Raw genomic sequence first — 22,918 nt, 5'->3', positions numbered from 1 at the left:
CTGTTCCTCTGGCACTCTCGTGCCAAGGAACCGCCGCGCGCACAAGGGCGCAGGACCGCGGAAGCCTAGCCCAGCATGGCGCGGATCGCCGCGACATGGGCGGGGTCGGCCGCCAGCGCATCTGCCGCCAGCGCCCGGGCCGCCGCGAGCGCCTCGCCCGGCGGGACCAACCGGTCGACCAGCCCCCAGGCCAGCGCCTCGGCGGCGGCAATGCGCGCGCCGCCCATCAGGATCATCTTGGCGCGGGCCGGGCCGATCAGCGCCTTCAGCCGCGCGGGATCGGCCGGTTGCGGGCGGTAGCCCAGCCGCATGACCGGGTAGAAGAAATTCGCGCCGTCCACCGCGATGCGGCAATCGCAGGCCAGGGCAATGCCGAAGGCGCCGCCCGCCAGGGTGCCGTTCAGCGCGGCGATGGACAGGCCCGGAAAGGCGGCCACGGCGTTGGACGCGATGTCCCAGACCGGATCGGTGGCCAGGCCGGCCTTGGCGGCCTCAAGATCGGCGCCGGCGGAAAAGACCTTGCCGCTGCCGGTCAGGATCAGGACCTTGGCCCCCGCCGCCCAGGCCCCCGCCGCCGCATCGGCCACGGACTGCAACATCTCGCGCGTCAGCGCATTGGCCTTGTCAGGCCGATCCAGCCGGATCACCCGCGCCCGCGCCCCTGCCGCGCCCTCATCCTCGACGCTGATCATGCTGCCCCTCCATCTGCCCGGCCCTTCCGCCAATACCCCGCCCGGACCCAGGGCGAAAGCCCATGCAAAAGGGCAGGTTCTGCCCCCTTGACGCCCTCGTCGCCAAGGGGAACCATGCGGCGCAGATTTCACCCGAAAGGCTTCATTATGAAACACCGTCATCTCTTCGGCGCTTCGTTCCTTGCGATTTCCCTCTCTGCCCCCGCCGCCTTCGCCCTGACCCCTGACGAGGTCTGGGCCAATTGGCAGGCCATGTCGGCCACCACCGGGGCGACGATCACCGCGGCCAGCACCGTCACGAATGGCCCCACGCTTGAAGTCAGCGGCATCAGCGTCGCCTTCAAGGCGCCGATGGACGAGGGCGGCTATACCGCCACGGTCGACAAGATGACCTTCACCGACAAGGGCGATGGCACGGTCGAGGTGAAGGCTTCGGATGCGGTGCCCTTCGTGCTGACCATCGTGCCGGAGCCGGGCAAGGCCCCGGTCGAGGTCGGCATGACGATCAGCCAGCCGGGCATGTCGATCATCGCTTCGGGCACGGCGGCCGAAACCACCTATGATTTCAGCGCGCCGACCTTTGCCTTCGAAGTGACAAGCCTCAAGGTGCCGGATGAACCGACTCCGTCGGATTTCAAGGCCAAGGGCACGGGCACCAATATGGTCGGCCATTACGTCGTCGCCACCGCAGACGGCAAGACCAGCGTGACAAGCACGGCGACGATCGAGGGCGTGAGCTACGAGATCAGCGGCAGCGATCCGCAGGGTGCGGGCAATGTGGCGATCACCGGCTCGGTCGCCGATCTCAAGGCGGACAGCAACACCGTGATGCTGGGCAGCGAGGCGATGAAGGACATCAGCGCCGCGCTCAAGGCCGGGTTCATGATGAAATCTGCGCTGTCGACGGGCAAGATCGACTTCAACCTGTCGGGCAGCGATCCGCAGGGGCCGGTCAGCGTGAAAGCCAGCTTCGCCGGCAGCAATTTCGGCCTGCAGCTTGACAAGGACCGGGTCGATTACGGGTTCGGCTTGATTGGCGCTGCGATTGACGCCTCGGTGCCCGACTTGCCGATGCCGGTCAAGGCGGGCTGGGGTGAGACCAGCATGCATCTGGCGCTGCCCATCGCCCAGACGACCGATCCGCAGGATTATGCCGCCACCGTCAAGCTGGTGGATGTGACGGTGGACGAGGCGATCTGGTCGATGTTCGATCCGGGTGCGGCGCTGAAACATGATCCGGTCACGCTGATCCTTGACCTTGCCGGTGGCATGGCCTGGACGGTGGATATTCTTGAGCCGGGCGCGCTGGAAAGCTCGAACATGCCGGCGCAGCTGTTCTCGCTGGATCTCAAAGAGGTGCTGGCCAAGGCCGTCGGCACCGAGATCGGCGCAACGGGCGGGCTGACCTTCGACAACAGCGACCTGTTCACCTTCGGCGGGATTCCGGCGCCGACCGGCAAGATCACCGTCACGATGAAGGGCGTCAACGCACTGATCGACGCGCTGGTCAGCATGGGTCTGGTGCCGGAAGATCAGGTCATGGGCGCGCGGATGATGCTGGCCATGTTCGCCAAGCCCGGCGCTGGCCCCGATGAGCTGATCTCGGAGATCGAGTTCAAGGACAAGGCAATTCTCGTGAACGGTCAGCCGATGCCGATGTAACCGCCGCGCGGTGATACAAACGGGGGGCGCGGCGATCCGCAAGGCTGGCCGCGCCCCCGATCTTTTGATCTGTATAGTCCCCAGACAAGCGAGGCATCCCATGCGTCTTGTCCCTGCCCTGCCCCTTTGCGCGCTTTTGTGGGCCGCCACGCCGGTCGCGGCCGAAATCACCGCGCCCGAGCTTTACGCAGCCCTGGATGGGCTGGCGCGCGCCGCCGAGGGCACGCTGTCGGCGCGGGAACAGGCCAGCCCGGGAAAGCTGGTGCTTCACGAGCTGACCTTCACCCATCGCGACGGAACCCGCGTCGTCTTCGGCCCGGTCAGGCTGACGGAAACCCCGGACCGTGCGGTGGTCGTCACCCTGCCCGAACGCTTCGACCTGACCGTGCTGCCCGCCCCGCAGCTTGCGCCCGGCGCGGTCAAGCAGATCGTTCTGACCATCGCCATGCCGGGCTTCCAGGCCCGCATCCGCAGCCTTGCCCCCAAGGATACGGGGATCGAGGTCGAGGCCGCCTCCGTCTCGGTCACACTGGACAGGGTGGAGCCTGCGCTTCCCGCGGGTCAGAGCCTGAGCTTCGCCCTTGCCGCCGCCGATCTGGCATTGGTCTGGGATCAGGCACCGCGCGGCGGGATGGAGCGGCTTGCCGCCCGCGCCGATCTGGGCACGGTCCATGCCGATCTGTCCTATCTGTTTCTTGACCCCGCAAAGGGCCGGTCGCGCGGCGAGATCGCCTTTGATCTGGCCGGGCTGACCGCCGGGGTGGACGTCGCCCTGCCGCCCGAGTTGATCGGGCCCAGCTCGACCGTAGGCCGCGACGCGGCAGAGTTCCTGCATGTGCTGGGTCTTGGCACCAATGTTGACCTCTCGGCCGCAACCCGGGCCTTCGCGCTGACGGGATCGGTCGAGGAACCGTCAGGCGCGCCGGACGGCGGGCCGATCCGATTCGAGGCGCAGGCCGAAAGCTCGGACGCGCGCCTTGGCATCGATGCCCAGGCGATCGACTACGCCTCTTCGCTGGGCAAGGGCCGGCTCAGGATCAGCGGCAAGATCCCCGATCAGCCGCTGGATGATGTTGGCCTGTCCTGGGATGGCTATCGCAGCAGCCTGCGCATGGGTCTGGGTACGATGGTCGATCCGCAGCCCTGGAGCCTGGGCCTGGACCTGCTGGGCGTGTCACTGTCGGACCAGCTCTGGGGGCTGGCCGATCCGAAATCCGCCCTGCCGCATGATCCAGCGACGCTGATCGTGAACCTGTCGGGCCAGTATGCCGCCGACCGCAAGGCCCTGGCACCGGGCGGTTGGCAGACGGGAGAGGATATGCCGCTCTCGGCGCTGTCGATCGCGCTGGACAAGGTGCTCTTGTCGGCCCTGGGGGTCGAAATCACCGCCGATGGCGCGCTTGATCTGGATTTTTCGGCCGTGAAAACCCCTGCCGATCCGCCCGAACCCGTCGGCAGCGTATCGATGCTGACCAAAGGGGCCAACGCTTTGCTTGAGCGGCTGTCGGCCTCGGGCCTTCTCGGCGCGGATGAGCTGCAAAGCCTGCGCTTCGGCCTGTTGTTCATCGGCCGCGCCGGAGCCGCGCCCGACACGCTGGAAACGACGATGGAGTTCGGCAAGGGCGGCAGCTTCAGCCTGAACGGCCAGAGCATAAAATAGCGCCGCGCCTTGCACAGGGCCCGGGGCAGGGCTACCTCTGACCGGCAGACCCCGGAAGGAAGATGATGACCGACACCGCCCTGCCCGCCCTTGCCCAGGCCCTGATGCAGGCCGCCCTGAAAGCCGGGGCCGAAGCCGCCGATGCCATGGCGGTCGCGGGCACGTCGCTGTCGATCGACATCCGGCAGGGCAAGCTGGAACAGGCCGAGCGCGCCGAGGGCACCGATCTGGGCCTGCGCGTGCTGATCGGCGGACGCCAGGCCTGCGTTTCGGCCTCGGACACATCGCCGGCCACGCTGGCGGCGCTGGCGGAACGGGCCGTCGCCATGGCGCGCGAGGCCCCGGAAGACCCCAGCGCCGGGCTGGCCGATCCGGCGCAGCTGGCGCAGAGCTGGGATATGGCGGCGCTGGAACTTGAAGATGGCGGCCCCGATCCGGCAGCAGGCGCGCTGGAAGCGGCGGCGCGGGCGCTGGAAGCGGCGGCCCTGTCGGCGCAGGGCATCACCCAGGCCGAGGCTTCGGCCGCCTTTTCGCGCCGGGCCATCGCCATCGCCCAGTCGAACGGGTTTTCCGGCAGCTACGGGCGCACGTCGCATTCCCGCTCGGTCACCGCCTTTTGCGGCAGCGGCACGGCGATGGAGCGGGATTACGCGGGCGAGGCGCGTATCTTCGCCGCCGACCTGCCGGGGCTTGAGGACATCGGCCAGCGTGCGGCGACACGGGCGCTGGAGCGGCTGGGTGCGGTCAAGCCGCCGACCGGAACCTACGCGGTTCTATATGACGAAAGGGTCGCGGCCTCGCTGATCGGCCATCTTCTGGGTGCGATCAACGGCGCCGCCATCGCGCGCGGCGCGTCCTGGGCGCGCGATCTGATGGACAGGCCGGTGCTGTCCGACGGGCTGTCTCTGGTCGAAGATCCGCTGCGGCTGCGCAGTTCCGCCTCGCGCCCATTCGATGCGGAGGGCCTGCCTACGCAGGCCAAGGCGCTGGTGCAGGACGGACGCCTGGCAAGCTGGGTTCTGGACCTTGCCACCGCGCGGCGGCTGGGGCTGCGCTCGACGGCGAATGCGGCGCGCGGGCCGTCGGCCCCGCCCTCGCCCGGGATCACCAATGTCGAACTGACGCAAGGCACCGCCAGCCGCGAGGACCTGATCGCGCAGATGGGGACGGGGCTTCTGGTCACTTCGATGATCGGATCGACGATCAGCGCCACGACAGGGGATTATTCGCGCGGGGCCTCAGGGTTCTGGGTCCAGGACGGCCGGATCAGCCACCCGGTCAATGAGTGCACCATCGCGGGGAACCTGCGCGACATGCTGCGCCGGATCGTGCCCGCCAATGACGCGCGCCCCCATTTGGCGATGCGCGTGCCCAGCCTGCTGATCGACGGGATGACCCTTGCCGGGGCCTGATCCTTCACCCGAGAAAGAACTGACGCTGCTGGTGCAAGCGGCGGAAGCCGCGGGCAAGATCGCGCTTGGCTTCTGGCGGCGCGACCCCAAGGCCTGGGACAAGGCGGATGCCAGCCCGGTTTCCGAGGCCGATCTGGCGGTGGACGCGGCCATGCGCGTGCTGCTGGCGGCGGAACGGCCAGACTATGGCTGGCTGTCCGAGGAAAGCCCGGACGGGGCCGCGGAACAGGCGGCGCGGGCGGCGGCGCGGCGCGTGTTCATCCTTGACCCGATCGACGGCACACGCGCCTTTCTGGCCGGGGAAGAGGCCTTTGCCGTTTCGCTGGCGCTGGTCGAAGGCGGGCGCGTGCTGGCGGGCGTAGTGCATCTTCCTGCGATGGGACGCACCTACAGCGCCACTGCCCAGGGTCCGGCCCGGCGCGACGGGGCGGTGCTGGCGGTTTCGGATCGATCAGAACTTGCGGGTGCCGATGTGCTGGCAACCCGACCGACCATGGCACCCGAGCTTTGGCCGAAGGGGGTACCCGAGGTGAAGCGCAGCTTCCGCGCCTCGCTGGCCTGGCGGCTGTGCCTGGTGGCCGAGGGGCGCTTCGATGCGATGATTACGCTGCGCGGGGCGCGGGAATGGGACATCGCGGCAGGGGCGCTGATCGCTGAACGGGCGGGGGCCGTGCTGAGCGACCGGCACGGCGAGACAATCGCGTTCAACGCGCCGATCCCCGAGGCCGATGGCACGATCTGCGCACCGCCCGCGTTGCACAGGCAGATCCTGGCGGCCCTGCTGCCGTAACAGAAAAGGCCCCGCGCCAGGGGCGAGGGGCCTTTTCCGTCTTTCGCTCACATCACGTCAGCCGCGCGGCTTTTTCGGCGGGGTGAAGCGCTTGGAGGTGTCCTTGGCATCGCCGGCCGGGCGGGGCGGCTTGCCCGCGGGCTTGGCCCCATAGGATTTCGCGCCATAGGGCTTGTCACCCTGCGACTTCGATCCCCAGCTTTTGCCGCCTTCCGGCCGTGCCCCGGCGGGCTTGCCGTCACGCGGGGTGTAGGGACGGCCCTCGCCACGCACGGCCGTGCCTTCGGCAGCGTGGCTCTTATAGCCCGTTGCGCGGCTTTGGCCTTCCTTGCCGCCATGCGACTTGAACCCGGCGGAACGATAGGCGGGCTTGCCGCTTTCTCCTTCGGCGCGCGGAGTGCGCGGCTTATATTCCCCGTCGCCTCGCGGCGCGCGTGGTTTGTATTCGCCTTCGGCACGCGGCTTGTAGCCACCTTCCGCGCGAGGCTTGTAGCCGCCTTCGCGCGGGGCGGCGTCTTCGGCCTTGCGCCAGGGCTTCTTCGGCGCATCGCCTGCCTCGCGTTCGGCCCAGGGCTTGCGCGGGGCGTCTTCGCGGGCGGCATAGGGTTTGCGCGCCTCGCGTTCGGACGGGCGCGGCCAGGCCTTGCGGGCCGGGGCCTCATCGGGCTCACCGCCCTCATCCTCGACGATGCGCGCGGGCTTGGGCTTGTAAGGGGCCTTCTCCCGCCGCTCGGGCGCGCGGCCTTCCGAGGCGGCCCCCATGCGAGGGCTGCGCGGCTCATAGCTGCGCTGCGGGCGGCTCATATCCGGTTCGCCATCCAGCTTTTCCATGCTGAGGCCCGGCTCGATCTCCAGCCCGGCGCCAAAGCGCCCGGCCTGGTTTTCGGCGATCTGCACGAAGGTTTCGTCCTGCTGCACGCGGATGGCACCGATGCCGTCCTTGGTGATGCCGCCGGCATCACAGATCTTCGGCAAAAGCCAGCGCGCCTCGGCGCGGCCGGTATGGCCCACGGTCAGGCGGAACCAGACCGCCGGGCCAAAGGCGCCGCGTTCGCGCGGCGGCTGCGGCGCGGCGGGGGGAAGCGCATCCGACAGAACTTCGGGCGCGCTGCGGCCCGAGCGCCAAAGCCGCACGAAAGCCGCAGAAACCGCTTCGGCGCCCCAGCGCTCCAAGAGCGCCCCGGCCATCTCGGCCTCATCGCCTGCGCCTTCGGCCAGCATCGGATGTTCCATCAGCCGCTCATCCTCGCGCGCCTGAACATCATCGGCGCCGGGGGGCGAACCCCAGGCCGCCTCGACCTTGGCGCCTTGCAGGATGCGCTGCGCCTTGCGGTATTCGGCCGGCGGCACGATCAGGACCGAGGTGCCCTTCCGCCCCGCACGGCCCGTCCGGCCCGAGCGGTGCAGCAGGGTTTCCGAATTGGTCGGAAGATCGGCATGGATCACCAGTTCCAGACCCGGCAGGTCGATGCCGCGCGCGGCGACATCGGTCGCGATGCAGACGCGGGCGCGACCATCGCGCAGCGCCTGAAGCGCGTGCATCCGTTCCGACTGGGTCAGCTCGCCCGACAGGGCGACGGCCTGGAAGCCGCGGTTGATCATGCGGGCGAAGAGGTGGTTCACATTGGCCCGCGTCTTGGCGAAGACGATGGCGGTCTGCGCCTCGTGAAAGCGCAGCACGTTGAAAATCGCGTGTTCCTTGTCGCGCGCCTGCACCGAAAGCGCCTGATAGGCGATGTCGGCATGCTGGCGCGCCTCGCCCTGCACCACAAGACGCAGCGCATCGCGCTGGAAAGTGCGGGCGAGCTTTTCGATTTCCTTGGGCACGGTGGCGCTGAACATCAGCGTGCGGCGGGTTTCCGGGGCCGAGCCAAGGATGAATTCCAGATCTTCGGCAAAGCCCAGATCCAGCATCTCATCCGCCTCGTCCAGAACCACGGCGCGGGCCTCGGTCAGGTCAAGCGAGCCGCGCTCGATATGGTCGCGCAGACGGCCCGGCGTGCCGACAACGATATGCGCGCCGCGATCCAGCGCCCGGCGTTCGGTGCGATAGTCCATGCCGCCGACGCAGGATGCCAACTGCACCCCGGCAGGGCCATAAAGCCATTCGAATTCGGCCTTGACCTGCAAGGCCAGCTCGCGCGTCGGCGCGACGACCAGGGCGATGGGCTTTTCAGCCGGGAGAAGCCGGTCCACGCCGCCCAGAACCTCGGGCGAGATCGCAAGGCCAAAGGCCACCGTCTTGCCCGAGCCGGTCTGCGCCGAGACCAGAAGGTCGCGGCCTGCCGTGTCTTCCTTGATCACTGCCTCCTGCACGGGGGTCAGTGTCGCATAGCCCTTGTCCGCCAAAGCCGCTTGCAGCGGCCCGGCCAATGCCAGATCGTTCATCATTTTCCTGTCCGGGGCGCGCGCGACCAGATCGGCCGCCCCTGCGATAAAGCCAAAATCAGGCCTCATCGCCCCCAACGCGCCCCTCCCATACGGGCGCGATCCTGGGAATCCTCAGGCCATCCGCAGGCCCCTACACGGTTCTGCAGCCGCTGTACAGGCCATGCGTCGCGACGGACCTGCGGCTGACGCAGGGTTCAATCTGCGATCAGCGGCACAGAATTCCGTGACCTGTTGGCGATTTGTGCGCAAATGCGCAGAATTACGTTGACCTGAGGGGGTGGTATGGCCCATGCCCAGAGGATCACCCGGAGGGATAGCGGCCAGCCGGCGGACCCGGCCTTCGATTGCCACCCGCTCCTCGTCCCGCGCGCAGTGAAGCGCCCTGTCCGGCCCGAAAAGGCAAAGGCAACGCCCTTTGCAACGCCTTGCTGCATCACGGCCCGAGTTCTCCGCCGCCTGGTGCGGTGATGATCGCCTCGTGGCCTTCCCAAATGGAAAGGGTCCCTCATGGGCTACAACGTCGCCAAACCCCCGTTCAACCTTGCCGAATTCCTGAGCCAGAAGGCGACGCGCCGCGTCACCAAGCGCAGATTCCCCGCCAATATCCGTCTTGGGTCGCAGGCGGTGGCAGAGGCGGATGCAACGGAATACCCTGAGAACGACCAGCCGCCCGCCGCGCCGAAAGAGTGATCATAGGCGCAGCTTCTGTTCCGCTCTCAACGGGGCCGGGCTGCGCATCACCGGGCAGATGCGGTCTTCCGGATTGTGCCCGCGACAGGTAGCGCCCGTGCCTGACAGGGCAATCAAGCTGGACGTGGAGTTCCGGGCGGCGCGGGCCTATCATGGACCCATCATGCCCGCCCTTTGCCGCGACTGCCTGACCCGTTTCGAGACCGGCACCCGCTGCCCGGCCTGCCGGTCGCCGCGCGTGCTGGCCCATGCGGCGCTGGACAGCCTGTCCATCGCGCATATGGATTGCGACGCCTTCTATGCCAGCGTCGAAAAACGCGACAACCCGGCCCTGCGCGATCTGCCCGTGATCGTCGGCGGCGGCACGCGCGGGGTGGTCTCGACCTGCTGCTATCTGGCGCGGATCAAGGGCGTGCGCTCAGCCATGCCGATGTTCCAGGCGCTGAAACTGTGCCCCGAGGCGACGGTGGTGAAGCCGCGCATGGCGGCTTATGTCGAGGCGAGCCGCGCCATCCGCGCCATGATGGAGGCGCTGACGCCCGCCATCGAACCCCTGTCGCTGGACGAGGCCTTTCTCGACCTGACCGGAACGGACCGCCTGCATGGCGCGCCACCCGCCGTGGTTCTGGCGCGGCTGGTCAGGCGCATGGAGGACGAGCTGGGCCTGACCGGCAGCATCGGCCTGTCGCATAACAAGTTCCTGGCCAAGATCGCCAGCGACCTGGACAAGCCACGCGGATTTTCGGTGATTGGCCGCGCCGAGACCCAGGCTTTCCTGGCGAAAAAGCCGGTGCGGATCATCTGGGGCGTCGGCACAGCGACGCAAGCCGCGCTGGAGGCTGCGGGCATCCGCACCATTGCCGATCTGCTGCGCTGGGACCGCGCCGATCTGGTGGCCCGCTTCGGCAGCATGGGCGACAGGCTTCACGCCCTGGCACGCGGCGAGGACCGTCGCCGCGTGATGCGCGACGAAATGCCCAAGTCGATCTCGAAGGAAACGACCTTTTTCGAGGACACCTCGGACCCCGACCTGCTGGACGGCCATCTGTGGCGGCTGTCGGAACAGGTGTCGGACCGGGCCAAGGCCAAGGATCTGTCAGGCCGGGTCGTGGTGCTGAAGCTCAAGCGCGGCGATTTCCAGCTGATCAGCCGCCGCCACGCGCTGACAGGGCCAACGCAACTGGCCGACCGCATCTACCGCGCCGCCCGCGCGCTGTTCGACCAGGCGGGTGCGAAGGGGCCGTTCCGCCTGATCGGCGTGGGCATCGCCGAACTGACGCGCGGGGCCGATGCGGATGCGACCGCCGATCTCTTGGACCCCGATGCCCGCAAGCGCGAAGGCGCGGAACGCGCCACCGACGCGATCCGCGCCCGGTTCGGCCAGGACGCGATCATCAAGGGCCGCGCCCTGCGCTAGCCGTCGATAAAGGCCCGCACGGCCGCGGTATAGTCTTCCGGCGCCTGCAGCATGGCGAAATGGCTGGCATCCGGCAGGATCACCAGCGTCGCGCCCGGGATCAGCGCCGCCATCTTCTCGGTATGCGCGCGCAGGATTGCCTCGTCATGGTCACCCGCGACGATGGCCGTGGGCACGGTGATCGCGGCCACCTGCGCATCGGTCCAGTTGGGTTGGCTGGCCCACATGCCGGAAATCTGGGTGACGAAGGCATCGAACTGATCGGGCGTGGGCGAGAGCCGGGCGTAATCCTCAGACATCCAGCCGATATAGCTGCCAAAGACCTCATTGGTGGCAACCGCCGGGTCCACCCCGTCCGTGGTGATATTAGCGGCCTGCGCGAACAGATGGTCCAGCCGCTCAGGGTGGGTCATCGCGATGTCCAGCCCGATGATCCCGCCATCGGACCAGCCCACCAAATCGACCTTGTCGATCTTGAGATAATCCAGCAGCGCCAGATAATCCTCGGCCATCAGGTCATAGCCGAACGGTGCCTCGGTCCGGGTCGAGCGGCCATGGCCCCGGCTGTCGGCCACGATCACCAGATGGTCCTTCATCAGATCGGCCACCTGATTGGCCCAGATATCGGCATTGCCCAAACCGCCATGGATCAGCAGCACCGGGTCGCCCGCGCCATAGGTGGCGTAATACATTTCAATCCCGTTCACCGGCGCCAGGCCCGAGGCCACGGCCTGCGGCATGGCGGGCGGATGGGGGATCGACATCCAGCGATCCTCGGCAAGGGCGGGACCGGCAAGAAGAACAAGGAGCGAGACAGCACAGGCACGCATCGAGACCTCCTGGTTTTGGATGCGGCAAGGCTGCTGCCGCGCGCGGCGGGCTGTCAAGCGGCGCGCGTTCTATTCCGCCGCCAGCGCCGCGTCGCGGCGCATCAGCCCGGTGATCTCGCCCACCACACCCGCCATCAGCGCTCGGAAGGCGTCGAAATCGGCGCGCGGCTCGATCCTCGCCTCGTCCATGTAAAGCGAACGGTCGATCTCGACCTGGATCACGCTCATCCCGCGCGAGGGGCGGCCATAGGCCTGGGTGATATGGGCGCCGGCGAAAGGCGCGTTGCGCACGGTGCGCAGGCCCGCCGCCGAAAACGCCGCCTCGACCGCCTCGATCAGATCGCGCCGCGCCGAAGCCCCGAAACGGTCGCCCAGCACCACTTCGGGCCGGGGCTGGCCCGGCCTCGCATGGGCGTCGATCGCCTCATGCGGCATGGAATGGCAGTCGATCAGCAGCACTTCGCCAAAGGTGGCGCGCGTCTCTTCGACCAAGCCACGCAGCGCTTCGTGATAGGGATGCCAGCAGCGGCGGATACGGTCTTCCGCCTCGGCCAGAGGCAGCTTGCCGCTGTAGATCGCCCGCCCCCCGGCGACGACGCGGGGAATCACGCCCAGGCCCGACGACACGCGCGGATTATGCGGCACCCGCATCACCCCCTCGATCACACCGGGGTCCAGTTCATCCGCCGCGCGGTTGAGGTCGATATAGGCGCGCGGCACAAGCGCCGACAGAAGCGGCGCCCCCATGCCCGGGGCCATGTCGTAAAGCCGCTCGACGAAAGCATCTTCCGACGATCTGATCGCGCGGGCATCCAGCGCCGAACGCGACAGGAACTCCGCCGGATAGTCCCGCCCGGAATGGGGCGAGGAAAACACCGCCGCCACGGTCTGCCGGGCGGGCCGCGCCAATATATAGGTCTCGGTCCGGGCGGTCTGGGACAAGGGCACCTCGGGCGAATGGGGCAGATCGGGGATCGGCAGAACCAGGTGACAGGGCGATGACGGATCGGCGTCGGAAAGATATAAGCCTATTCGCAGACAAGCCGAAACCCCTTGCGGCCCCCTGCGACTCTGAGTATAGACCCGCCCACGCCGACGCGGCTTGTTCCGCGTCCTTTTCTTTTGAGAAGGATGCCGGGGGCGAATCGCGACGGACAGGGGGGCGGTTAGCTCAGCGGTAGAGCACTACGTTGACATCGTAGTGGCCACTGGTTCGATCCCAGTACCGCCCACCATTCCACCGCTTTCGGGGCCAGCCCCGGGGCATGATGCAATCTGGCGCGTGATGCGCCGCGAACAGGAAAGGGGACCACCATGAAGGTTGCGAACTCGCTCCGCTCGCTGAAGACGCGTCACCGCGATTGCCAGGTCGTGCGCCGCAAAGGCCGGGTCTACGTGATCAACAAGACGCAAAAGCGCTTCAAGGCCCGCCAGGGTTGAGTTGCTTTCAGCAAGCCGGATCATAGGGCCGCCCAAGGGAAACCGGGGCGGCCTTTTCCATTCCTGCACAAGGCCTTTGCCATGCACCCGAACCCCGCCTTCCGCCAGACGCCCGCGGCCAACAGCCTGGCCTTCGCCCGGACGCGCAGCTTTGGCCTTCTGATGCTGAATGGCGAGGCGGGGCCGCTGGTCGCGCATGTGCCCTTCCTTCTTGATGCCGAGGGGGCGGTGGCCGAACTGCACCTGTCACGCGGCAATCCGATCTGCCGGGCGGCGCTGCCAGCGCCCGCGGTGATCGCGGTCTCCGGCCCGGACGCCTATATCTCGCCCGACTGGTATGGCCCGCATGAGCAGGTGCCCGATCAGGTGCCGACCTGGAACTATGTCGCCGTGCATCTGCGCGGTGTGCTGGAGCCGCTGCCGCCCGAGGCGCTGCGGCCCCATGTCGACGCCCTGTCGGCCGAGCATGAGGGCCGGATCGCGGGCAAGCAGCCCTGGACCAGCGCCAAGATGACCGATGGCGCGATCGAGCGCCTGATGCGAATGATCCTGCCCTTCCGCTTCCGGGTCGAGGCGGTGGACGGCACCTGGAAGCTGAACCAGAACAAGGAGGTCGCGATGCGCGCGGGCGTGGTGCGGGCGCTGGCGACCGGGAATGGTGGGGCGCGGGGCATCGCGACGCTGATGCGCGAAGGCCTTGAGGGGTCGGGAAACCCTTAAGGAAAGGTGAACAAAAAACGACAAGCCTTTGATTTCACGTCTCTTCGCCCCCTGTCCCTGCGTGAGACATCCATGCCGGGCGCGGCAGGCGATTTACAGCCGCCAATGCGCGTCCTAGCATCCTCTCCGGCTTTGTCCCTTCGGAGGTCGCCATGCCCCTGCCCCTTGCGCCGCTTGTTCCCATCGCCCTGCGTCTGGGCGCCGTTGCCGCCGTGGGCCTTGCTGCCAAGATATGGGTCGCGCGGCGCAGCCATCCGGGCCGCACCGACCAGCGCGCCGAGGATGCGCTGGACGATCTGGGCGAGGGCCTGTCGCTTCATCGCCCGGCCGACCGCGCCGAGACCCGCCAGACCAATGCGGGCGCCCGCCTGCGCCGGGTGATCCGCTTTCGCGGTAAGGCCTATGAACTCGACGCGGGCCTTCTGGCGCGCTTTCGCCTGAAGGACGTTACGGAATGAAGCTGTTTTCTTCGGCCACCTCGCCCTTCGTGCGCAAGGTGACGACCCTGATCCATGAGGTCGGGCTGACCGGCATCGACTTCCTGCCCGTTGGCGGCACGCCGGTCGATCCCGGCACGATGCCCGTGGACCAGAACCCGCTGGGCAAGATCCCCTGCCTGCTGCCCGATGACGGGCCGGCGCTATATGACAGCCGGGTGATCTGCCGCTATCTCGATTCGCTGGCCGGGGCCGGGCTTTACCCCGCCGCGCCGCGCCTGTGGGATACGCTGGTGGTCGAGGCGACCGCAGACGGGATCATGGAGGCCGCAGTTCTCATGGTCTATGAGACGCGCGTCCGCCCGGAGGATCGCCGCCACCAAGCTTGGGTCGAGGGGCAATGGGCCAAGGTCGCCCGCGCGCTTGACGCGCTGGAAAGCCGCTGGATTGACCATCTGGCCGGTCCGCTGGACATGGGCCAGATCGCGGTCGGCTGCGCGCTTGGCTATCTGGATTTCCGGCATGAGGCGCGGGGCTGGCGGGCAGGGCATCCTAAGCTGACGGCCTGGGAACAGGGCTTCGCGGCCCGGACCGCGATGCAGGCCACTGCGCCGGTCGCATAGGTCTGCGAGAAAACGCGCAGGCTTTCCCTTTCGGACGAGCCGTCGCTGCAGCGCCGCCAGGATGGCAGAGACGAGAATCGCCATGCTGTCAGGCGGGTGCTCCGATTGCCGCCCCTGCCGCGCGAACGCCACACCGCACCCTCGGGCCGCCGTTCTGCCCCGGTCCGGGCAGGCTGGCGCCGCTTGAAGCTGTTGTCGTCAGGGCACCCCGAAGGATTGGCAGGGCCAAGGACGCGGCCAGCACCAATGGCACAGGACCCTTGGCGTGATCCACCGCCCAGGCAGGCTGAAAGACTTCCCGGCGCCCAAGTGCCCTGGCAGAGGTCACGAAACCTCCGTCGGGCCTTTCCAAGGTGCGCTTCGGTGGCCAAGCTGCTTCAGTCGCGTAAGAGCCTTGCCCTGCGCGCGTTTGTCCGCTGGACTGGCGCGCGGGGCTTGTCTAAAAGCGCCTCGTGCTGGGCCGGCGGGAAACCGCCAGTGCCCCCAAGTCAATTTGGCCGCCGTGCCGGTGGCCAGGCCAGGGAGAGGAACTCGTGTCCCACGCTGAAAACCCCGCAGGCACCCGCCGCGATTTCCTGTATTACGCCACGGCCGGGGCCGGCGCGGTTGCCACGGGCGCCGCTGTCTGGCCGCTGGTCAACCAAATGAACCCCTCGGCCGATACGCGCGCCCTGGCCTCGATCTATGTCGATGTGTCGGGCGTTCAAGTCGGCACGCAGCTTACGGTGAAATGGCGCGGCAAGCCGGTCTTCATCCGCCGCCGCAGCCCCGACGAGATCGAGGCCGCGCGTGCCGTTGCGGTGACCGACCTGATCGACCAGCATGCCGAGAACGAGAACAAGCCCGACGCCGACGCCAAGGACGAGAACCGCACCATGGACGCCGAAGGCGAATGGTTGGTGATGATCGGCGTCTGCACCCATCTGGGCTGCGTGCCGATCGGCAATGGCTCGGGTGATTTCGGCGGCTGGTTCTGCCCCTGCCACGGCTCGCATTACGACACTGCCGGCCGCATCCGCAAAGGGCCTGCGCCGCGCAACCTCGAAGTGCCGCTGACGCAATTCACCGACGAATCCAAGACCACGATCCTGCTGGGCTGAGGGAAGAAACAACATGGCCGGAATTCCGCACGACCATTATGAGCCCAAGTCGGGCTTCGAGAAATGGCTTCACAGCCGCCTGCCGGTGGTGAGCCTTGTCTATGACACGCTGATGATCCCCACGCCCAAGAACCTGAACTGGATGTGGATCTGGGGCATCGTCCTGGCCTTCTGCCTGGTGCTGCAAATCGCCACCGGCGTCGTCCTTGTGATGCATTACACGCCGCATGTGGACCTGGCCTTCGCCTCGGTCGAGCATATCATGCGCGACGTGAATGGCGGCGCGATGCTGCGTTACCTGCATGCCAACGGCGCCTCGCTGTTCTTCTTTGCCGTCTATATGCACATCTTCCGCGGCCTCTATTACGGCAGCTACAAGGCGCCGCGCGAAGTGACCTGGATCGTCGGCATGCTCATCTACCTCATGATGATGGGCACGGGCTTCATGGGCTATGTTCTGCCTTGGGGTCAGATGTCCTTCTGGGGCGCGACTGTGATCACCGGCCTGTTCGGCGCCATTCCGGGCATCGGCCCGGATATCCAGACCTGGCTTCTGGGCGGACCGGCGGTCGACAACGCCACGCTGAACCGCTTCTTCTCGCTGCATTACCTGCTGCCCTTCGTGATCGCCGCGCTGGTCGCCGTTCACATCTGGGCCTTCCACACCACCGGCAACAACAACCCCACGGGTGTTGAAGTGCGCCGTGGCAGCAAGGAAGAGGTGAAGAAGGATACCGTTCCCTTCTGGCCCTATTACGTCATCAAGGATCTGTTCGCCCTTGCCGTGATCGTGGCCGTGTTCTTCGCGATCGTGGGCTTCATGCCCAACTACCTGGGCCACCCCGACAACTATATCGAGGCGAACCCGCTGGCAACGCCCGCGCATATCGTGCCGGAATGGTACTTCCTGCCCTTCTACGCCATCCTGCGCGCCTTCACCGCCGATGTCTGGGTGGTGCAATTTGCCAGCTGGATCTCGTTCGGCATCATCGACGCCAAGTTCTTCGGCGTGGTCGCGATGTTCGGCGCCATCCTCTGCATGGCGCTGGTGCCCTGGCTGGACACCTCGTCGGTGCGTTCGGGCAAGTATCGCCCGATGTTCAAATGGTGGTTCGCCCTCTTGGTGATCGACTTCGTCGTGCTGATGTGGTGTGGCGCGATGCCGGCGGAAGAGCCCTATGCCACGATCTCGCTGATCGCCTCGGCCTATTGGTTCGCCTATTTCCTGGTGATCCTGCCGCTTCTGGGCGTGATCGAGAAACCGCTGCCGCAACCGGCGACCATCGAAGAAGACTTCAAGTCCCACTACCCGAACGCGGCCGAGTGAGAGAGGAACAAGAGATGTTCAAGAAGATCGCACTCACCGCGGCTTCGGTGCTGGCCTTGGCTGGCGCGGCCCATGCCGAAGGCGCGGCCGCCCATATCGAGGACGTGGCCTTCGCCCATGAAGGCCCGTTCGGCAAGTTCGACCAGCACCAGCTGCAGCGCGGCCTCCAGGTCTTTACCGAGGTCTGCTCGGCCTGTCACGGGCTGAAATTCGTCCCGATCCGTACCCTCGCGGATGAGGGCGGGCCCGAGCTTCCGGGCGACCAGGTCCGCGCCTACGCGGCCTCGCTTGACCCGGTGGTCAACCCCGACGGCACCGAGCGTCCGCGCGAATGGACCGACAAGTTCCCCGCCCGTTCGGGCGAGGGGATGGGACCGGACCTGTCGCTGATGGCCAAGGCGCGCGCCGCCTTCCACGGGCCCTATGGCACCGGCATCAACCAGTTGATGAAGGGCATCGGCGGGCCGGAATACATCGTCTCGATCCTGAACGGCTATGCGCCGAACCCGGATTGCGCGCCCGATGGCATTGACGGCTACTATTACAACACCGCCTTCGCCGCGGGCGGCGTGCCGGCCAGCTGCAAGGACGAGCATGGCCTGTCGACCGTGCCGGGAAGCTGGATCGCCATGCCGCCGCCGATCGACGACGGCTCGGTCGAGTATCAGGACGGCCATGACAACAGCAAGCACCACATTTCCGAGGACGTCGCGTCCTTCCTGATGTGGGCGGCTGAGCCGAAGATGATGGCGCGCAAGCAGGCCGGCTTCGTTGCCGTGACCTTCCTGATCGTGCTCTCGGCGCTGCTCTATCTGACCAACAAGAAGCTGTGGTCGGGCGTGAAGGGCAAAGCCTTCGAAGCCTGATCCCGGCCTTCGCTGAAATCGACAACCCCGCCCCTTACCGGGCGGGGTTTTTCGTTTCTCCCAGATAGGCACGCAGAGCTGGGGGCGGGGCGGCGAACAGCGCCTGCGTCGGCACGGGCGGATCGGCCCGGCCATCAGCCACCAGCACGGTCTGGTCGGTCAGGCGCAGGGCGTCGTCGGGGTCGTGCGTCACCATCAGGACGGTCGCGCCGGTTTCTCCGGCGACCGTGGCGACCAGATCGAGCATCTCGACCTTGAGCGCCGGGCCAAGCGCGGCGAAGGGCTCATCCAGCAGCAGCAGCGGCCGGGCACGCAGAAGAACGCGCGCCAGCGCGGCGCGGCTGGCCTGGCCGCCCGACAGTTGCGCGGGCTTGCGATCGCCAAGCCCGGCAAGGCCGGTGCGGGCAAGCGCGGCCTCGACCCGCGCGCGGTCGTCTGGCGACAGGCGCAGATCGGGGCGCAGGCCAAGGCCTATATTCTGCGCGACGGTCAGGTGGGGAAACAGGTTCTGGTCCTGGAACAGGACCGAGATCGGGCGGCGCCCTGGGGGCAAAAGGCCGATATCCTGTCCATGCCAGAGAATGCGACCCGAAGCGGGGGCGAGAAAGCCCGCGATGGCTGAAAGGAGCGTCGATTTCCCCGCGCCAGATGGCCCGATCACCGCCGCCCGGGCGCCTAGTGGAAGGGTCCAGTCGGCAGTCAGACGGAAGCCGTCCTGTTCCAGCACCACTCGGTCAAGCTGCAGCACGACGGCCCCCTGCGTCAAAGGCCCAGAACAGGGCAAAGCTGATCACCACCAGAAGAAGCGAGGCACTGGCGGCGGTTTCGATCCGGTAGGCTGCCGTCAGGCGCTGGATCAACAATGGCAACGTCGCCTCGCGTTCCCCCGCGAAAAGCGCGATCACGCCCAGATCGCCCATCGACAGCGCCGCCGACAGACCGGCCGAGAAGCCCAGCGGACGGGCAAGGCGTGGCAGGATCAGCAGGCGCAGGCGTGACAGGCCGGACAGGCCCAGACTGTCGGCCAGACGGCCATAGTCGGCATTCAGCGCCCGTGCCTCGGGCAGAAGCAGGCGGTACGCGAAAGGCAGGGTCATCAGCGCGTTGACCAGAACGGTGACGGGCAGCGCCAGGCGGCCCGGCGCGACGAGCGGATGCAGCAAAAGGAAAAGACCCGTGCCGAGCGCGAGGCTGGATGTGGCCAGCGGCAGCACGGCGGCAAGGCCCAGCCACGGCGGCGGGCAGCGGGTCAGCACGAGCGCCAGGGCGAGTGCAAGGGTCACGGCGGTCGACAGTAGCGCCACCGAAAGCGAGCGCCCCGTTGCGGCCCAGACCGAAACAGGCAGATCGGCAAAGCCAGGCAGGCCGGTAAGGGCGATGGCCGTCATCGGCAAAAGAAGGAAAGCCGCCGCAAGGGCGATCAGCGCGCTATCCAGCCCCCAGCGCCAGCCGCCGGGCGCGACGATGGGCCAGGGCCGGTCCAACCCCGCGCCAAAGCCTGCGGGCGAGGTCAGCCGCCAGGCGAAAAGGGCGGCAATTCCGCCGAAAGCCGTCTGGGTCAGTGCCAGCCCGGCGGCGTGCGACAGGTCGAAATCAAAGCGGATCGCCTGATAGATCGCCAGTTCCAGCGTGGTGGCGCGCGGCCCGCCACCCAGCGTCAGCGCGACAGCGAAAGACGTCAGGCAGATGGCGAAAACGGTCGCCAGTGCGCCGGGCAGAACCTCTCGCAGCATCGGACGTTCCAGATGGCGGGCAAGGTCGGCGGGCGCGAAGCCCAGGCTTTCGCCCAGGCGCAGCCGCTCGGCCGGAATGGCTTGCCATCCTTGCAGCACCATACGCGTCGCCAGCGGCAGATTCAGGAAGACATGGGCCAGCAGGACGCCTTGCAAGCCATAGATCGACACCTCGGGCAGTCCCAACGGCCGCAGAGCCATGTTCACCAGACCGGCGCGGCCGAAGATGGTCAGAAGACCCATGATCGCCACGATCACCGGCAAAAGGAAAGGCGCGCCGAGAAGAGTGATCAGCGCCCCCCGGCCGGCAAAGCGCCTCCGCGCCAACGCTCGGGCCAAAGGCACCGCCAGCGCGCAGGAGATCAGCGCCGAAAGCGCCGCCTGCATGAGCGTGAAGCGCAGCGCCGCCAGATCGGCGGCGGAGAGGGAAAGTCCCTCGGCCCGCCAGGCTACGGCGCCCAGGGGCGCCGCAACCAAGAGGAGGATCAGCGCGGCTAGCGCGCGAGCGCCGATTGCCATTCTTCCAGCGCCGGGCCGCGGGCGGCCTCGGCCTCATCAGCGGTCAAGAGAAGGGATTTTTCGGGCCGCCTATCCTCGAAACCGTCCGGCAGCTTGGTGGCACTGGCCGGGTACATCCAGTTGGTCTCGGGAATCACCGCCTGGAAGGCCGGGCTTTGGGTGAAGGCGAGGAACTGCTTCGCCAGTTCGGGCTGGTCGGTCGCGGCAAGGATGCCGGTGACCTCGACCTGCAGATAATGTCCTTCCGAGAATGGCGCCCAGTCTTTGCTGTCGTCCTGTTCGGCGATGCGGTGATAAGCGGGCGAGGTGGTGTAGGACAGGACCATGTCGGCCTCGCCGGCCAGGAACATGCCATAGGCCTCGGACCAGCCGGGGGTCACGGTGACGATATTGTCGGCCAATCCCTTCCAGATCTCGGCCGCGCGTTCGCCATAGGCCGCCTTGACCCACATCAGAAGACCGAGGCCGGGGGTCGAGGAACGCGGGTCCTGGATCACCACCTTGGCACCGCTGGCGGCAAGCTCCTCGAAAGACGCGGGAGGCTTGGGCATCTTGGTCTTGTCATAGACAAAGGCGAACCAGCCCCAGTCATAGGGCAGGAACAACGGATCGTCATAGGCCACGGGCAGGGCGGTGGCGGCGGGCTGGCCATGCGGCGCGAAAAGCCCGGTGGCGGCGGCCTTGGCGGTCAGGTTGGTGTCAAGACCCAGGACGATATCGGCCTCGGAAGACGCGCCTTCCAGCTGCACGCGGGCCAGAAGGGCTGCTCCATCGCCCGCCGCGACAAAGCGCAGGTCGCAGGCGCAGGCCTCTTCAAAGGCCTTTTCCACCTGGGGGCCAGGGCCCCATTCCGAAGTGAAGCTGTCATAGGTCAGCACTGTCAGGACAGGAAGTTCCGCCCGGGCCGCAAGGGCCGAAAAGGCAAGAAGTCCGGTCGCGATCAGGGGGGCTTTCATCTTGGTCCTCCAATGATGCGACGGATGGTCGGGCATAGGGGAACCGATGCACCTTCCCTCCGCCGGTATGATCCGGTTCAGGTTCGACGGGTTCGCATCGCTGCATCTCAGCCCTTGGCAGGGCACCCCGAGGTGAGGCCGGAGACTAGGCAGGTTGGCCAGCCGGCGCAAGGGGGCCCTGTCATCGCTTTCCACATCTGCCCGACAGGGTCGCTGCGCAATCGGCAAGTCCAGGAAATAATCCATTTGATCAATTTCCGGCGCCGGGCTTCTATGGTCCGGAAAAAACCGGAGTGCCGCCGATGCTGCAAAACAGCCGCTCGCATCTTTTCTACCAGACCGACCATCCCCGTCCGGTGCTAGACCGCGCCGAGGGGATCTACATGTGGGACATCGAGGGCAACCGTTTCATCGACGGATCGTCGGGCGCCATGGTCTGCAATATCGGCCATTCCAACCCGCATGTGCTTGAGGCGATGCGCAGGCAGATGGAGAAATCGACCTTCGGCTACCGGCTGCATTTCGTGACAGAGGCGTCCGAGGCGCTGGCCGCCAAGGTGTCGGAACTGGCCTGGCCGGGAATGGACCGGGTCTTCTTCGTCTCGGGCGGGTCCGAGGCGGTGGAATCGGCGATCAAGCTGGCCCGCGAATGGGCCGTGGCGACCGCGCAGCCAAGCCGGTGGAAGGTGATTTCACGCTACCCATCCTATCACGGCTGCACGCTGGGGGCGCTGTCGGTTTCCGGCTATGACGCGCTGACCGACCCCTATCTGCCGATGATGGTGCAGATGCCCAAGGTCCCTGCCCCGCGCTGGTGGCTGGACGGGCTGGACCCCGATGATCCGGCCACGGGCGCGCATTACGCGCAGATGTTGGAGGCGCAGATCCTTGAGGAAGGCGCGGATTCTGTGCTGGCCTTCATCATGGAACCGGTGGGCGGCGCCTCGACCGGGGCGCTGGTGCCGCCAAAGGGCTATATGGAGGCGGTGCGCGAAGTCTGTACCCGGCATGGCATCCTGCTGATCCATGACGAAGTCCTGTCCGGCGGCGGGCGCACGGGCCATATGTTCGCCGGCCAGAACTGGGGCGACGCACCGGACATCATCGCCATCTCCAAGGGTTTCGGCGCGGGATATGTGCCCCTGGGCGCGATGATCGCGCGGGGCGAGATCGTCGAGGCGGTGCTGAAGAAGGGCCCCTTCGCGCATGGCTTCACCTATGCGGGCAACCCGCTGGCCTGCGCGGCGGGGCTGGCGGTGCTGGAAGAGATCGAGCGGCATGGGATGATGCAGAACGCAGTCTCGACCGGCGATCTCTTGAAGGCGCGGCTGACCGGCCTGATGGACGAATTTCCCTTCATCGGCGAGGTGCGCGGGATCGGGATGCTCCTTGCCTTCGAAGTGGTGGCCGACCGCAAGACCAAGGCCCCCTTTGATCCGGCCTTCAAGGCCTATGACCGGCTGACCGAAGAGGCCTATGCCCGTGGCCTGATCATCTATCCGCGCCGGTCGCGCGGGGGATATGCGGGCGACCATTACCTTGTCGCGCCGCCGATGATCACCACCCCCGCGCAGGTCGACGAAATCATCGAGAAACTGACGGGCGCGCTGCGGGCCTTTGCGCCCGAGGCGCTGGCGCGGATGGCGGGCTGAG

21 protein-coding genes, 1 tRNA gene and 1 riboswitch are annotated in these 22,918 nt (G+C 67.2%); of the genes, 15 read left to right on the top strand and 7 right to left on the bottom strand.

Features of this window, described 5'->3' with window-relative positions:
* Positions 1 to 65: 65 nt before the first annotated feature.
* Positions 66 to 692: an enoyl-CoA hydratase/isomerase family protein gene (locus ACED67_RS17500; protein WP_395543004.1), complete on the bottom strand. Its 627-nt coding sequence runs from the start codon at positions 690 to 692 to the stop codon at positions 66 to 68.
* Between the two features lie 147 nt (positions 693 to 839).
* On the opposite strand from ACED67_RS17500, the gene ACED67_RS17495 reads away from it, so the two are divergent.
* The 4 genes from ACED67_RS17495 to ACED67_RS17480 all read left to right on the top strand — a co-directional run bounded on the left by ACED67_RS17495 (position 840) and on the right by ACED67_RS17480 (position 6,216).
* Positions 840 to 2,354 carry a DUF2125 domain-containing protein gene (locus ACED67_RS17495; RefSeq protein WP_395543003.1) on the top strand — a complete coding sequence of 505 codons (1,515 nt, stop codon included), beginning with the start codon at positions 840 to 842 and terminating at the stop codon, positions 2,352 to 2,354.
* 100 nt (positions 2,355 to 2,454) lie between these two features.
* Entirely contained in the window at positions 2,455 to 4,014 is a 1,560-nt protein-coding gene (locus ACED67_RS17490) for a hypothetical protein (protein ID WP_395543002.1), read from the top strand.
* Positions 4,015 to 4,079: 65 nt separating this feature from the next.
* Entirely contained in the window at positions 4,080 to 5,426 is a 1,347-nt protein-coding gene (locus ACED67_RS17485) for a TldD/PmbA family protein (protein ID WP_395543001.1), read from the top strand.
* Complete coding sequence (locus ACED67_RS17480; RefSeq protein ID WP_395543000.1) at positions 5,413 to 6,216, top strand: inositol monophosphatase family protein; 804 nt, start codon at positions 5,413 to 5,415, stop codon at positions 6,214 to 6,216. The genes ACED67_RS17485 and ACED67_RS17480 overlap by 14 nt, the downstream gene beginning before the upstream one ends.
* 57 nt (positions 6,217 to 6,273) lie before the next feature.
* Here the strand turns inward: ACED67_RS17480 and ACED67_RS21670 are convergent, their stop codons facing one another.
* Complete coding sequence (locus ACED67_RS21670) at positions 6,274 to 8,604, bottom strand: DEAD/DEAH box helicase (RefSeq protein WP_508436224.1); 2,331 nt, start codon at positions 8,602 to 8,604, stop codon at positions 6,274 to 6,276.
* Positions 8,605 to 9,114: 510 nt separating this feature from the next.
* On the opposite strand from ACED67_RS21670, the gene ACED67_RS17470 reads away from it, so the two are divergent.
* Together ACED67_RS17470 and ACED67_RS17465 are read left to right on the top strand one after the other, a co-directional pair.
* Positions 9,115 to 9,297 (top strand): hypothetical protein, encoded by a 183-nt coding sequence (locus tag ACED67_RS17470; RefSeq protein WP_395542999.1) that lies wholly within the window; start codon positions 9,115 to 9,117, stop codon positions 9,295 to 9,297.
* Between the two features lie 163 nt (positions 9,298 to 9,460).
* Positions 9,461 to 10,714: a DNA polymerase IV gene (locus tag ACED67_RS17465; protein WP_395543147.1), complete on the top strand. Its 1,254-nt coding sequence runs from the start codon at positions 9,461 to 9,463 to the stop codon at positions 10,712 to 10,714.
* Here the strand turns inward: ACED67_RS17465 and ACED67_RS17460 are convergent.
* On the bottom strand, positions 10,711 to 11,544 hold the full coding sequence (locus ACED67_RS17460; protein WP_395542998.1) for an alpha/beta fold hydrolase: 834 nt from the start codon (positions 11,542 to 11,544) through the stop codon (positions 10,711 to 10,713). The two genes, ACED67_RS17465 and ACED67_RS17460, sit on opposite strands and share 4 nt — an antisense overlap.
* Positions 11,545 to 11,613: 69 nt before the next feature.
* On the bottom strand, positions 11,614 to 12,486 hold the full coding sequence (locus ACED67_RS17455; RefSeq protein WP_395542997.1) for an N-formylglutamate amidohydrolase: 873 nt from the start codon (positions 12,484 to 12,486) through the stop codon (positions 11,614 to 11,616).
* Positions 12,487 to 12,704: 218 nt separating this feature from the next.
* Between ACED67_RS17455 and ACED67_RS17450 the strand changes: the two genes are divergently transcribed.
* From ACED67_RS17450 to ACED67_RS17415, 8 genes are all read left to right on the top strand, one after another.
* Positions 12,705 to 12,779 (top strand) — tRNA-Val (locus tag ACED67_RS17450).
* 79 nt (positions 12,780 to 12,858) lie between these two features.
* Entirely contained in the window at positions 12,859 to 12,984 is a 126-nt protein-coding gene (ykgO, locus tag ACED67_RS17445) for a type B 50S ribosomal protein L36 (RefSeq protein ID WP_202686358.1), read from the top strand.
* An 81-nt stretch (positions 12,985 to 13,065) separates the two neighbouring features.
* Complete coding sequence (locus ACED67_RS17440) at positions 13,066 to 13,704, top strand: FMN-binding negative transcriptional regulator (RefSeq protein ID WP_395542996.1); 639 nt, start codon at positions 13,066 to 13,068, stop codon at positions 13,702 to 13,704.
* Positions 13,705 to 13,856: 152 nt separating this feature from the next.
* The gene (locus tag ACED67_RS17435) at positions 13,857 to 14,162 is read left to right on the top strand and encodes a hypothetical protein (protein ID WP_395542995.1); all 306 of its coding nucleotides are present in this window, start codon (positions 13,857 to 13,859) and stop codon (positions 14,160 to 14,162) included.
* Entirely contained in the window at positions 14,159 to 14,764 is a 606-nt protein-coding gene (locus tag ACED67_RS17430) for a glutathione S-transferase (protein WP_395542994.1), read from the top strand. The genes ACED67_RS17435 and ACED67_RS17430 overlap by 4 nt, the downstream gene beginning before the upstream one ends.
* A 533-nt stretch (positions 14,765 to 15,297) precedes the next feature.
* The gene (gene petA, locus ACED67_RS17425; protein WP_395542993.1) at positions 15,298 to 15,864 is read left to right on the top strand and encodes a ubiquinol-cytochrome c reductase iron-sulfur subunit; all 567 of its coding nucleotides are present in this window, start codon (positions 15,298 to 15,300) and stop codon (positions 15,862 to 15,864) included.
* A gap of 13 nt (positions 15,865 to 15,877) precedes the next feature.
* A complete protein-coding gene (gene petB, locus ACED67_RS17420; RefSeq protein WP_395542992.1) occupies positions 15,878 to 17,191 on the top strand; it encodes a cytochrome b in 1,314 nt (437 codons plus the stop codon).
* 14 nt (positions 17,192 to 17,205) lie between these two features.
* The gene (locus tag ACED67_RS17415; protein ID WP_395542991.1) at positions 17,206 to 18,057 is read left to right on the top strand and encodes a cytochrome c1; all 852 of its coding nucleotides are present in this window, start codon (positions 17,206 to 17,208) and stop codon (positions 18,055 to 18,057) included.
* 34 nt (positions 18,058 to 18,091) lie between these two features.
* Here ACED67_RS17415 and ACED67_RS17410 read toward each other — a convergent pair whose 3' ends face one another.
* The 3 genes from ACED67_RS17410 to thiB are packed head-to-tail and all read right to left on the bottom strand — an operon-like array spanning position 18,092 to position 21,265.
* Positions 18,092 to 18,805, bottom strand: a complete 714-nt coding sequence (locus ACED67_RS17410; protein WP_395542990.1) for a thiamine ABC transporter ATP-binding protein — start codon at positions 18,803 to 18,805, stop codon at positions 18,092 to 18,094.
* Positions 18,792 to 20,309 (bottom strand): ABC transporter permease family protein, encoded by a 1,518-nt coding sequence (locus ACED67_RS17405; protein WP_395542989.1) that lies wholly within the window; start codon positions 20,307 to 20,309, stop codon positions 18,792 to 18,794. Before ACED67_RS17405 ends, ACED67_RS17410 begins: the two co-directional genes overlap by 14 nt.
* A complete protein-coding gene (thiB, locus tag ACED67_RS17400; RefSeq protein WP_395542988.1) occupies positions 20,285 to 21,265 on the bottom strand; it encodes a thiamine ABC transporter substrate binding subunit in 981 nt (326 codons plus the stop codon). The genes ACED67_RS17405 and thiB overlap by 25 nt, the downstream gene beginning before the upstream one ends.
* Positions 21,266 to 21,302: 37 nt before the next feature.
* A riboswitch (TPP riboswitch) is annotated at positions 21,303 to 21,405 on the bottom strand.
* A 162-nt stretch (positions 21,406 to 21,567) separates the two neighbouring features.
* On the opposite strand from thiB, the gene ACED67_RS17395 reads away from it, so the two are divergent.
* Positions 21,568 to 22,917 (top strand): aminotransferase family protein, encoded by a 1,350-nt coding sequence (locus ACED67_RS17395; RefSeq protein WP_395542987.1) that lies wholly within the window; start codon positions 21,568 to 21,570, stop codon positions 22,915 to 22,917.
* The last annotated feature ends 1 nt before the right edge of the window (position 22,918 follow it).

Source organism: Neotabrizicola paludis (genome assembly GCF_044142105.1).
Lineage (GTDB): Bacteria > Pseudomonadota > Alphaproteobacteria > Rhodobacterales > Rhodobacteraceae > Pseudogemmobacter.
The sequence above is the reverse complement of the archived record's forward strand: the minus strand, read 5'-3'. Positions and strand labels throughout refer to the sequence as shown.